This is a genomic window from Amphritea pacifica (assembly GCF_016924145.1).
In the GTDB taxonomy this organism is placed as follows: domain Bacteria; phylum Pseudomonadota; class Gammaproteobacteria; order Pseudomonadales; family Balneatricaceae; genus Amphritea; species Amphritea pacifica.
In genome coordinates this window covers 32095-45163 of the sequence record NZ_JAFFZO010000040.1, presented here as the reverse complement: position 1 = coordinate 45163, position 13069 = coordinate 32095, and the positions used below count along the sequence as shown (strand labels likewise).

General features: G+C 45.3%; 11 protein-coding genes and 1 pseudogene. 2 read left to right on the top strand and 10 right to left on the bottom strand.

Annotation, left to right across the window (positions count from 1 at the left end):
• The coding region (locus JW499_RS18975) for an IS256 family transposase (RefSeq protein WP_205212063.1) at positions 1-470 on the top strand (470 nt) is incomplete at its 5' end.
• A gap of 77 nt (positions 471-547) precedes the next feature.
• Positions 548-1165 (top strand): annotated as a pseudogene (locus tag JW499_RS18970) (IS256 family transposase); the annotation flags it as partial.
• An 85-nt stretch (positions 1166-1250) separates the two neighbouring features.
• Here the strand turns inward: JW499_RS18970 and JW499_RS18965 are convergent.
• From JW499_RS18965 to JW499_RS18920, 10 genes are all read right to left on the bottom strand, one after another.
• Complete coding sequence (locus JW499_RS18965; protein WP_205212062.1) at positions 1251-2666, bottom strand: hypothetical protein; 1416 nt, start codon at positions 2664-2666, stop codon at positions 1251-1253.
• 257 nt (positions 2667-2923) lie between these two features.
• Entirely contained in the window at positions 2924-3670 is a 747-nt protein-coding gene (locus JW499_RS18960; protein WP_205212061.1) for a WecB/TagA/CpsF family glycosyltransferase, read from the bottom strand.
• Positions 3671-3735: 65 nt separating this feature from the next.
• Complete coding sequence (locus JW499_RS18955) at positions 3736-4836, bottom strand: glycosyltransferase (protein WP_205212060.1); 1101 nt, start codon at positions 4834-4836, stop codon at positions 3736-3738.
• On the bottom strand, positions 4833-5801 hold the full coding sequence (locus tag JW499_RS18950; protein ID WP_205212059.1) for a sulfotransferase domain-containing protein: 969 nt from the start codon (positions 5799-5801) through the stop codon (positions 4833-4835). Before JW499_RS18950 ends, JW499_RS18955 begins: the two co-directional genes overlap by 4 nt.
• 26 nt (positions 5802-5827) lie before the next feature.
• Complete coding sequence (locus JW499_RS18945; protein ID WP_205212058.1) at positions 5828-7342, bottom strand: lipopolysaccharide biosynthesis protein; 1515 nt, start codon at positions 7340-7342, stop codon at positions 5828-5830.
• On the bottom strand, positions 7342-7770 hold the full coding sequence (locus tag JW499_RS18940; protein ID WP_205212057.1) for a serine O-acetyltransferase: 429 nt from the start codon (positions 7768-7770) through the stop codon (positions 7342-7344). Before JW499_RS18940 ends, JW499_RS18945 begins: the two co-directional genes overlap by 1 nt.
• Positions 7771-7779: 9 nt before the next feature.
• A complete protein-coding gene (locus tag JW499_RS18935; protein ID WP_205212056.1) occupies positions 7780-8991 on the bottom strand; it encodes a glycosyltransferase in 1212 nt (403 codons plus the stop codon).
• 125 nt (positions 8992-9116) lie between these two features.
• A complete protein-coding gene (locus tag JW499_RS18930) occupies positions 9117-10070 on the bottom strand; it encodes a sulfotransferase (RefSeq protein WP_205212055.1) in 954 nt (317 codons plus the stop codon).
• A 147-nt stretch (positions 10071-10217) separates the two neighbouring features.
• Positions 10218-11009 (bottom strand): hypothetical protein, encoded by a 792-nt coding sequence (locus tag JW499_RS18925; RefSeq protein WP_205212054.1) that lies wholly within the window; start codon positions 11007-11009, stop codon positions 10218-10220.
• A 347-nt stretch (positions 11010-11356) separates the two neighbouring features.
• Positions 11357-12793 (bottom strand): undecaprenyl-phosphate glucose phosphotransferase, encoded by a 1437-nt coding sequence (locus tag JW499_RS18920; RefSeq protein WP_205212053.1) that lies wholly within the window; start codon positions 12791-12793, stop codon positions 11357-11359.
• Positions 12794-13069: the final 276 nt, after the last annotated feature.

The following is a 13069-nucleotide window of genomic DNA, read 5'->3' as shown; positions in this document are numbered from 1 at the left end:
ATACACAGGTCCAGCTCTGTATCGTCCACATGGTTCGCAACTCGGTTAAGTACGTTCCGTGGAAGGACTACAAGGCCGTTACCGCTGATCTCAAGCAAATCTATCAGTCCGTCACTGAAGAAGAAGCACGGCAGGCGCTGGAACGGTTCTCTGAACGCTGGGACGATAAATACCCCCAGATCAGCCGTTCATGGCGTACACACTGGGAAAACCTGAACACACTGTTCAACTACCCTCAGGACATACGCAAGGCTATTTATACAACGAATGCCATTGAGTCACTGAACAGCGTTATCCGTAAGGCTATTAAAAAACGGAAACTGTTTCCAACGGATGACTCGGCGCGAAAAGTGATCTATCTGGCGATTCAGGATGCCTCCAAAAAATGGACAATGCCCATCAGAAACTGGAAGGCTGCCCTGAACCGATTTATGATTGAATTTGAAGACCGTTTAACGGATTACATTTAACCCTGGCAGTTACACAGAATTAATTACAGGGTCGTGAACTCTAATTATACGTGTAACTAATTAGGGGAGGTTTACAGTTAGGCCTGTGGCTCTCTGAAAATGAGGGAGCCAAGTTCTGGCTGAACGTCCTGACGGAGCTTCAGAACCGAGGCGTCAAAGACATACTCATCGCCTGTGTCGACGGCCTGAAAGGCTTTCCCGATGCGATCAATACCGCTTTTCCCAATACACAGGTCCAGCTCTGTATCGTCCACATGGTTCGCAACTCGGTTAAGTACGTTCCGTGGAAGGACTACAAGGCCGTTACCGCTGATCTCAAGCAAATCTATCAGTCCGTCACTGAAGAAGAAGCGCGGCAGGCGCTGGAACGGTTCTCTGAACGCTGGGACGATAAATACCCCCAGATCAGCCGTTCATGGCGTACACACTGGGAAAACCTGAACACACTGTTCAACTACCCTCAAGACATACGCAAGGCTATTTATACAACGAATGCCATTGAGTCACTGAACAGCGTTATCCGTAAGGCTATTAAAAAACGGAAACTGTTTCCAACGGATGACTCGGCGCGAAAAGTGATCTATCTGGCGATTCAGGATGCCTCCAAAAAATGGACAATGCCCATCAGAAACTGGAAGGCTGCCCTGAACCGATTTATGATTGAATTTGAAGACCGTTTAACGGATTACATTTAACCCTGGCAGTTACACAGAATTAATTACAGGGTCATTTACAGAAGCGGCAATATTCCTTTCTGCTTTTCCCCATTTACTTACACCTTCATTTAATAGCCTGCGGGGCTAGCCGAACCATCCGCCACCAGTAGGCTGTCTGACCAAGTAATAGCATCATTAAAAGAGAGATTGGAAACGATCGCAAAGCGAAATTTTTGTAAGGCAATGTGATAATCAGCAACAAGAGCGCAACAGCTCCTACCCTCAAAACAATTCTGTGCCACTCTGGAATGGAAATGTTACGAGATAACCTAGAAGAAAGTAAGGAGGCATAAAATAGTATGACCACAAATATCATATGTCCAAACAGGCCTGTTTCCCATAACAAAATGGTGGTTGAAGTCACATCCATAGCAAAAGGATAAGTTGCTGCAATCTCACCCAAAGAAAAATTTGTGACCTCAGTGGAACCTATACCGTGACCGAACAGCATGCCAAGTACATCATTAGACTCTATGTGTTCACGCCACCAGACTATCAAATGGGTTACCCTTCCTATCTGACCTAAATACTCTGCTTCATTCTCTGGATCAAGCGCATCCATGACACGCTCAAGCGTAGTTTTATGAACATTGTATTTCGAGAAACGAGCAGTCTCCTCAGAAGAGTAATGAAGTGCCTCATATGCTTGAAAAAGTACTACTACCAATCCTATGGCTCCTAAAGTTAGTAGAATACCTTGGATTGGACGCCGAAAAATTTCTCGCTGATAAAACAGTACAGCGACAACAGGCATTAACAGCACCGCAGCCTTTACCTCAGCCAACCCTATGGTGATAAGACAGCAAATTGCTTGGGCAGCCAGGTACTTTCGCTTTATATATTTTTCGCGTTGAAGAGCAAACGAGAGAAGAACTATGATTAAAAGGAAGACGGCCATAGCCGCGCTCTGCCCGCCACCATCCATATGGCCGGGAAAAGTTCCCACAACAGCATCCCAAGGCGATGAACGCGTGCTAATTCTTGCGACCACAAAATACTGAAACAAAGACATTGGCAGTTGCAGCAAACTAACAAGCATCAATAACTTCCAAACTCGTTCAATTGTGTAGTGACTTGACTCAGAGGCCATGAATACCAACATCACCGGCCAAACAAAGAAATACCAACGTGATGAAACAAGTAGCTCTCCAAATTTCGGTTGAACCATAATCGAAAAGAAAGCTGTTGAAAACAAAAAGAAACCAATCAACAGGACAAAACCCGGCGGACGACTAATACCCAATGACAGGTTTTTATTCCTGCCAGCGACAAAGCTCAGCCTGAAAATTAACAAGGCCGTAGCCAGATAAAAGACCCAGGAAATTTGGTTTACTCCAGTAAAATAGATTATTGGCCCTAAAAAGAGAAAACCTCCTACAATCACGGCTTGCAGAGTCCATGAAGTCGGTACTACAGAAACAGTCACGACAGCCAACAATGCCGCCAAGAAAAAACCTAAATAGAAAAGTAACTCAAACATCGTAAATTCAATCCCAAACAACCCATTTATGGATCTAACCTGCCACAGATCAATTGTAGTAATTCAGGCTCACCCATACAGGACTGGAGGCTGATCATGATCTGGGCTGATGATAATCCCTTAAAATAACGTTTCTAATTGATAATTATCTAGCTGTAATGAGTTACTCATACCTATTACAGATTATTATGAAAATAGAGTTCCCTTTGATAAGGAAAAGGCTATATACACAGATCTTCGTTAAGAGCTCGACTCAGTCAATGCCTTCTCCTCATCAACAACGTACGAAGAATAAACCGCGGATTGCCGATAATATAACGTGAAAACATTCTTTTAGGTTCAAGTAAGAAACGGTATAGCCACTCAAGGCCTCGTTTTCTCAAGAACAAAGGCGCACGACTTACTTCACCTGAATAGAAGTCAAACAACGCCCCAACACCCAAAATAACTGAAGCTTTTAGTTCATCAGCATGGCGCATTATCCACAGCTCTTGTGCCGGCACTCCCATAGCAACAAAAAGCATACTTGCACCACTATTGTTTAGAGACTCTATAACTGACTGAGTGTGTTCACTACGTAAATAGCCATGATGCGTCCAGACAATTTGTAGCCCAGGAAACTGTTCTTGCATACGTTGCGCACAACGCTCTGCGATCCCGGGCTTGGCACCCAACAAAGCGATACTCACTCCTGCGGCTGCAGCATCGCGACACAACATTGGAAATAAATCAGTGCCATTAACATTATCTCTGAGTGACTCCCCGTAAATCTTGGCTGCCAAGCGCATGCCACTCCCATCTGCATACAGAATACTTGCATCCTGAAGAGCAGCCTTGTAACTGGCATCCTTTACTGCCACATTGATACAGTGCGCATTCACAAAAAAGACTTTTTGTTTAAAACCACACCTTGCGGCCTCAATCAGATCACTAGATGATTCTTTAAGAGTGGTATTGAAAATTGACAAGTCAAACAGCAATACTTTCACACGATCAAAAAACATCCCCCCCTCCCCAAAAAAACCACATCAAACATTGCCACCCTCAAACAGAATAAATAGCAACGAACTTACCCCAGTATCTCTTGATAAACCTTTGAAACACCTTCGGCCATACTTCGATCAGAAAAAAGCAAACTCTGTTTGCCGTATGCTGCCTTTCGCATTGCAGCCCAAGCGTAGCGCCCCCCTATTAGGTCATCCAGCGTAATTGCCAGAGCATTCGCATCTCCAGGGGGTACAATCAATCCCGTACAACTCTGCTCCAGCACTTCTGGTATTCCTTCGACATCGGATGCAACAACAGGCACTCCCATCGCCATAGCCTCCAAGATCACCATAGGCATACCTTCACCAAACATACTAGGAAGAACAAAAGCATCTAACTTCGTTAGCTCGTAATTCACATTCTGAGTAAAACCCACCCAATCTATGTTATCAGCCACTCCAAGGCTATCAGCCAGAGACTTGATTTCATTCTCGTACGCAAGCGTTTCGAACGGGCCAACAGCTCGCAGGCGAACGGACCTTCCGTTATCGCGTAAGAGAGCAATAGCTTCGACAAGTACCTCTAACCCCTTACGTGGTCTGAATAGCGCTACACTACCGATAACCCATTCAGTTCTGGGCGGTTCACGTACTGGCAACTGGCCCGGTGTGGGCACCCCATTAGCAACCATTCGAATTTTACCCGACAATATCCCCTGACTCTTTAAATATCGCTCAAGGCTCTTCGATACAGGAAGCAGGCGTTTAACACCTGTTAGACTAAAGCGTTCTATCACAGTGTTAATACGGTTACGAAGGGGATCTTCAGTATCTCGTGAAGTCGGACTGTGGACGTGATGAACCATCGGCACACCTGCCAAAAAGGAAGCAACCCGTCCAACTAGTGCAGCTCGGGGTGAATGTGTATGCACCAACGCATAATCTTCATCTCGTATTTTACGTGCTAAACTGAAAGCGATACCCAAATCAAAACGAGACTTCATTGGAACCAAATGAAGAGGGGCCTCCTTTGCCATTCGCATCTTTGGAAATTTGCCTTCCTTAACACACGCAAATCCCACATCGTAACCGAATTCTGGAAGGCGCAACGCGAGCAGATCCTGTACGCGCTCTGCACCAGAGTATAAGTCGCCATTAATGATATGAAGAATTCTTGTTTTCAAGGTGCATTTCCTTTGTTTGCTATGTACCCTGGAACATGACCAAGGGACTGGTCGCTAACTCTGCGATGCTTCTTTAGCCAATTTCTCGCCTCCACTACATCTGAACCGAAACGTAAACAAAGAGCCTCTACATCAGCTTCGTAATAGTCCAACAACAGCTGTGCTGTAGCAGCTGACATTTGTGATTTTTCAACTCTCTGGCCATTGATTCGTTTATAAATGAGCAACATAGCCCGCTTTACAGAGGGGTGACGATTGAAGAACGGCTCCATAGTCTCATTAACCCTTAACCCTAGACGCTGTAGCCATACAAGACGGGGGCTAAATGTCACGTTTGATCGAACAAATTCAAAATCATCATAAAATTCGGCACTCAAACCTGCCCATTCACATATTTCACGCATAAAAGCGCTTGGATCAATTTGCAGCCGATCCAATGTCAGTACCTTTATCTGTTCACTCGAAAAGTGCTCTTCATAGTCCTGCAAGTGTCTAGCATAACGGCCAGCATCAGGGACCCGAAGAAACCAATCGCCAAGACCAGCTTCATCTAAATTAATTTCCCCTCTCTCGAAACGCATGCAAATTCCAACGTACTCATCGAATTCCATATCAGGCGGAATAAAGAAGCGACTTTTGTGGAACTCGAAGCTGGATAGTAATCTATCGATAGGATCACGCAGGATAAACAAGATCTTTGCATCTGACACCACCGAGGCTATCGCCGATGCCACTATATTGCTCTCAGCCAAATATCCAGGAGAGGCCTCCATACGCAAACCTCCAGACGTTACAGAAGGGAACATAGCATTGTAAGCAGCCTGAGTGTGTGGCGGCTGTGAGCGAAAATAGTCGGTCTCCTTCCGCGTTGAACCACTCACCCCTGGGTGGGAATTAAGATATTGGTACACCGATGTTGTTCCAGACTTCTCAGTGCCCGCGATAATAAGATAACTCGAATTCACAGATTAAATATCCATCGTTTGTATTTCTAATTCGTCCGAATCAGCGGCTGAAGAAAACGCCCATTGCTCTTGAACACACGGATTAACAAATCACCATCCGCACGAGAGAGTGGCCGAAATAAGATAACACCTACTACCAATATAAGTAGGGCGATCAGAAGACATATCCATGGATTTAATTCATGCTCTAACCAAACGCCAGTCCCGCAAGCAATCACGCCTGAGATTAACATGCTTAATATACCCATTTTATCCAGATCAATACCGATTCCTTGGCGCCGCATCCACCACAGAGCAAAGCTATTGCGGAGCCAAAGTGAAACTACCACACCAGCAATAAACCCAATCACCCCCTGAGAAGAGCCCAACCATGCTCCCAATGGTAGAATCAGAAACAGGACACTTTGCCTCAGGAGTGCGCCCGTCTTATCATGAATCTGCATTGCCATATTGACGATTTGCCCCTGACTGGTGGCGCCAAGGCCTATGAATAAAATTAAAGTCGCTAAGCCCGCCTCACTATACTTACCGCTGCTAAGTAGTGTCACCAGTTCGTCTCCAGCTACCATCAATCCAACCACGCAGGCCAGGACGATAATCTGATTACCCTTCCACATCAGCGCCAAACTCTGAGAGACAACGCGAGGCTCGCCCACAGCCAGACGAGAAATAAGCATCGGCCTAAGAATATTAGAGAGAAGTTGAGTGGGCATGTAGCGTGAAACGATGGTCTGTAGCTGTTGAAGAAAGGAAAACAGTCCTGCCGCTTCAAGCCCAAGAAGGCGCGCTATCAGTAAACGTTGTGCCCCCTCACTTGCTGTCGACTGCATCAAATTGACCCCGGCTAAATGCCAAGCAAACTCCACCACTTCTCGCGCCTTTACTTGGTAGTCGCCCATATCAGTAAGAGTATTAAGCTTTCGAGTTAGAGCCCACCCGGCCAGCAGTAGACAAACAAGGGACACCACCACATCCAACCACAGCATCCACGCCAGAGTCACCTGCCCTACCAGAGCCAAACAAACTAAACCCAAAAGCCGGCCAATCGGATGGAGGGAACGCACGAGCTGAGACCAGCGCTGCTCCAACAGACTCTCCAACATTTCACAGACATAACGAAAGGCCACAATCGATATCGCTAAAACCACCACCAGCCATGCCTGCTCAGCTTGATCCAAAGTAAAACCGAGCCAAACAGCAAACGTCTCCCAGCCGATCATTAATCCACCGCACCACAGGACGAGAATTCCTGCACGTATCAGCGATGCCCACATAACAAAAGACTTTACGCTGTCGGCAGTTCCACGTGCAGCGAGTTCTGGTAGAAAGCGCCTCACAGCCTCCAGCAATCCCAGAGAGCTGAGAGGTACCATCATTTCTGTCATCCCCCACAACACCATGTAAGCCCCATAATCGGTTGAGGTAAACAAGCGCACCAACAAAAGGATAAGCACAAGACTAGCTATGCCTTGTACTGCACGACCGAACACGAATGCACAAAGAGCTTTACGGAAACGGTTCCCTGAATAAAGACTACTCATTAAGTTTCACTATCAACGCGTTGCCCTTTAAGCAACACTACGCGAGCTGGATTTCCAACAACGGTTGCATCATCAGGCACGTCCTCTACCACCACGGCATTTGCGCCTATGCGAACCCGATTACCTATAGTCAGGTTATACCGAATGAATGCACCGGCACCTATCTGAACGTCGTCTCCAATCCGAGCCGCACCACCTCTACCGTCTGCGATAGTTACATGATGACGAATCCTGCATCGCTCGCCAATCACTGCACGAGGCGCGATCACAATTCCTATAGCATGGCCGAAAGAAATATCGCTTCCTATTTGGGCTTTGTAAGGAATGTATGACTGGTACACTGCACGTATCAACAGCATCAGAATCCTTGGCAATATGGGAACTTTGTGCCGAAATAACCAGTTTGAAATGTAATATAGTCTTTCCATAGCGTATTATCATTCCTGTCCGAGGATTCGTTTGTAAACACTATTAACTTCTTCTGCAATGACCTCATAGGTACGATTGATTCGCACCCATTCAGGACCTTGTGCCGCTGCTTGCTGCGCAGCCTCCGGATCAGCTAAAAGTCGACAAACCTCATCCGCGAAGGCCTCTTCACTCCAAGGAATACAGCGCCCTACCCCACTCGCCTCCATCACTTGACATTGCTCCGGGTGCTCATTGGCTACAATGCATTTGCCCATAGCCATATACTCAATAAGTTTGGTCGGTGATGTAGAGAGCAACACAGGAATTGGATAAAAAGGGGAAAAACAGATATCGGCATCACGAACGTAATCCCAGGCCTCTTCCATAGACAAGAAACCTGTAATAGTCACCGCTTCGGAGAGCCCAAGACGATGCATCTCGTCCTCAACGGCCTGCCGGTCTCCCGGTAATTGGCCTTCGCCTACATAAACTAGCTGCGCACCTGGGAACTTATCCCTTACCTTGTCGAGTACACGTACCAACATTTCAGTTTGGCGTAATTTAAGAATGATACCCAAGTACAGTAATACGGGAGAAGTAGAGTCCGGTACCCGTGCATCCTCAGCCTGACCAACCTGATCCTCCCGAATTCCCATTGGGACGGAGGTCATCTTGATCAAAGGTACACCCTCACTGGCAACATCCTCTTTCATCCGTTCGCTCTGCACGAAAACATGATCGGCCAGAGGAAGGATTATCTTGTAGAGCAACAGACGAATCGAATGTCCCTTTAACCATATCAACCGATGGTGAGGCACAAGTCGGTTCTCTGCTTGGTAAAGTTTGGATTCAGCGAAAGGGTACGACATCCAATGCACAAATTTAGCACCTGTGAGCCGCGCGGCTATACACGCTACAAGACCAGCAAAGAACTTGTCCCTAACTTGAATGACATCATAGCGATCACGCAAAGCGAGCGGCAATATCATCAAGTCTCCTACAACCCCCAGAAAGTTATTGATGATACGACCAACTACTCCGCCTGTTTTGCCCCGAGGCGTAAGATACACCTTGTTTCCAAGCCACTGAGTTGGCGATGATTCTCCATGAGCGTCCGGGCCTCGCTGCATAACCCAGTTAATCACATGACCATGTGCGGGGAGTTGTTTTGCAAAAAGCTCAACCACATCAGCACGAAAAGGAGGATAGCGGTCTTCAGTTACATAAAGCATTTTCATTGTGTTTTGTGGACCATAAGTTAAATGACGGTATAGTAAGCAAAGAAATAAGGTTAAGAAATTACTTTAGCAGTCTCATCCCATAGGTATATGGGCTGTATGAGAAAAGCATATCCTTAAAAACGTCACATATAACCTAATCTCTGATTTAACTCTTCACCTCCTGAGCGAATAAAGTATTCAAGCTCATCATCCATCAATTCTGATCGCCATTTTTCATCCAGTTGTATCCCTTTATCTGCAGATAAACGTGTGTCATTGCCATTTACGATGTGACGAGTTGCAGCTCCCAAATTAAGCATACTTTCTTCGAAGCCAAGACTAATAAATTCACACAATTTATTACCAACTTCTCTTGGCTTAGCGGCCAAATCTTCATACCTAATTATTAGCAGGTCAGCTGGATCAACTTCTTTTTCTAAAAGTGGCTGAGCCCGTTTGTAGTAATTCATCCACCCCTTTAAGCTCTTGCGTTGTGTAAAATGGCTTTTTCTGCGGGAGTGATAAACCCCCCGACCATCACGAGAAATTAGTACAATTTTAACTTTCCCTGGTGCCATCTTATTCAACTCAACAGCTTCTCGTGCGTTTTTAGATGAATCTACTATCACTTTTTTACACCATTTTTGTGCGACCGCATCATATAAAAACAACTTATTTTTCAGAGCTTTAATCTGAGAATTCAACAACGGTAACTTATTACCTGTACGATATCTCATTTCCAACCAAACCTTGCGTAAATAGACAGCCATTTTATAGCTTGAAGTTTGTTTTCTCTTATCAACAACAGTTACTGCCAATGCATCCCAAAGACTGTATGTATAGGGGTCAGCCTTAATATCAACCCCCATACTAGTTGCCAATTCCTGATAAACAAGATTCCAATATGCGCAATCAGGTACATTAGCTCCACATGAGCACGTTTGCTGAAGTGATATCGCTTTCCCCAGTAAATTAACCTCTCCTAATGAAGCAGCTTGACTATGCCCCCCAATAAACATATCCGTGATTGTTGAGCCGCAACGTGCAGCCGAACAGATGTAAAGTGTTCGCCAATTCGGAGAAAGTTCGTAGTTCATCGTTTAATATCCTCGCATGTTGAAGGTTTTATCCACCGCAATTCTGAAGTTAACGTGTATTTAAGATAAATAAAAACAATAACCACTTACTTAACGACACTCTGCTTGGTATTGTTCTGTAAGTTATTACTACAGAATAAAATACGTTTACTTCAGGTTTATGAGCTCTAACGCAGCTTCATATACGGGCATACACAAGTACTCAACAATTTCTTTTTCATCTGGTTTTAAGCTATTCTTTTTATTAAGACTACGCTCACTAATTGCTTCAGCATACTCAGGTTTATAATCAACATCGATGCGTTCATACAGCAATGGCAAAAGTGTATTTTTATTCATGACAAGAGTATCATAGTCCAGAACAGTTAACTGGCCTTCAGGATAGTTCTCTTTCAAGTCAAACAATTGGGAAATTTTTCCGTTAAAAGCATAGGCTGCACGGCGAATAGGAGGAACTCCTAAGATACCAAACTTTTGAAACCGAATTCTATCTCGATAATCCATCTGGTCGAATCCACATTGGAGAAAAAGTTCATTCAAGGCAAAACGTTTCCAGTTGTATACCATCGAATAAACTACCGAATGCGGATTTCGTAACGACCAGACGATACGTTGCCCTTGATGTTCGAAATACTCAGAGTACCGCTCATTAAGATAGGTTGTCTGGAAACAATACCGTCCTCGCGGTTCATGCTCTACTCTCCCTGAGAGTATCTGAGCTGCATCTAGTTCGTCATCATTACTAAACCAATAGTTCATCATTCCGTCACTATTCGTAATGACACGTGCAAGCATGGTTCCGCCTGAGCGCTGACAGCCGGTGACGAGCACTGAATCCGGGTAATCATCCAGACAGTTTAGGATTTTTTCCTGTACTCCACGTACACTCCAGGCAAAATCCCTCCAGCTTTTTATTTTCTGGTTATTATTAAAAAACATTGCTTTCCCTATGTATATCTAACCAAGGTAGGCGCGATAAAGTTCGCAAAATTCCTTCCCAATCAAAACAATATGATTGACAACTCAATATCTAAACAAATTCAAAAGCATTAACACCTAAACATTCAACCTATACAGTTTCATTAATAACTGCCATTTCAATTAAAAATACTTATAAAACCGCCAACAATAGTCCAAAAAACTATCAACTCTGCCTCAATTAAGCCATTAACATAAAGCATAAAAATCTTTTTTTGATATAAGAACGATTACTCTCTCTGATATCAAAAACTGGCTGAGTGAAGGTTTTAAAATAGTAAAAACCCTAAAAACCTCTTCCATAAAAGTTAATAAATATCCTTAGAAATCAGGCTCAACGGCGTCTTAATCAATATCTTAATATCCAGACTCAACGACCAGTTATTGATATACGTCAGATCAAACTCGACCCGTTTTTCCATCTTATCCAGAGTTTCGGTTTCCCCCCGATAACCACTGATCTGCGCCAGGCCAGTAATACCCGGTTTAATCCGGTGACGGGCCAGGTAGGCATTGACTTTGTCGGAGTAATAATCGTTATGAGCCACGGCATGGGGCCTTGGGCCCACCAGTGACATGGTGCCCTGGAGTACATTGATAAATTGCGGTAATTCGTCGATGGAAGTGCGACGGATAAAAGCACCGATTTTCGTCACCCGGGAATCGCCTTTAGTGGCCTGTTTGACCTCTTTATCATCATGCAGGCGCATACTGCGGAATTTCCACACTTTGATAATTTCGCCATCGAAGCCGTGGCGGTCCTGTTTAAAGAATACCGGCCCTTCGGACTCCCGTTTGATCAGGATGGCGATAATCAGCATCAGGGGGCTGAATGCCACCAGTGCGATGGCGGCCAGCACTTTATCCATGGCGCTTTTCAGCATGATGTGGCTGCGGCGGGAGGTCATCGGACTTTCATTGAGGGAGATCAAAGGCATACCCGCGACTTCGCGGATGGAGTGGTTGAGGAGGCTGAGGCCGAAGATATCCGGCACCCAGATAACATCGACATTCATATCCAGCAGATCGATATGCAGGGCTTCAATAATATCGGATTCGGCCACCGGCAGTGCCACATAAACCCGCCGGATTTTGAACTCTTTAATCAGCAGTCTGAGATTTTCAGCCCCACCTAACAGAGGCAGGGGCAGATCGATCACCTCATCGTCCTGCAGTGGGTCATCATCGGATTGGATAAAGCCCATCACCCGGTCAGGCAGCCAGCGGTTGCCGTTAAGATTATTGACCAGATTAACCGCCATATCTCCGGTGCCAATAACCAGTGCAGGCAGTTCGCGGGAGAACATGATTTTATAGCGTTTATAGAGAGCGCTCAGCAGGTTCATGCTGATCAGTTGCAGGATATAGCCGGATATGGCCCACTCTATCAGCACTTCGCGGGAGAAACTTTCACCGCTTTTTGTGACAAAACCCACCAGCGCCAACAGCAGTAACACGTGAAACCAGGCGGCCAGCAGCCGCAGTGCGCTTTTATAAAAGCCCAGCGACTGACGATAAACGCCGCGCCGGCGGTAGATAATCCAGACACACAGCAGCGCCACCACCGCTAACAAACGGTAGTTGGCCGGCACATCGCCTACTTTGAGAAAGGTAAAAAAGAACAGCGTACCACAGACAATCACCAGGTCAGCAAAGTGCTGTACCCAGAATGCAAGTGACTCATGATTGTTTAATAACCGCCGCTTACGAGCGACAGTACCATATTGCGTGACGCTGATGTTCATCTGCCTGCAACCCCTGACCTGCTCCGTAAAACGCGACTGATATCTCCGTAAATCCCTGATCGCGTTGTGACTTTTTTACATTTTTACACTATTTGCGTTACTGATATATTAACGACCATCACCATTGTGCAGCGCAACAAAAAAGCAGTAATAATTCTACTCTTTTTCAATGTACAACCGCAAATTTTGTTTACATCTGGCGACAGTGGTTGTTAGAATCATCCTATTCTTTCACTAAATAGTTTCGGTCTTTATGGCCATAACAAGGAGCACGCT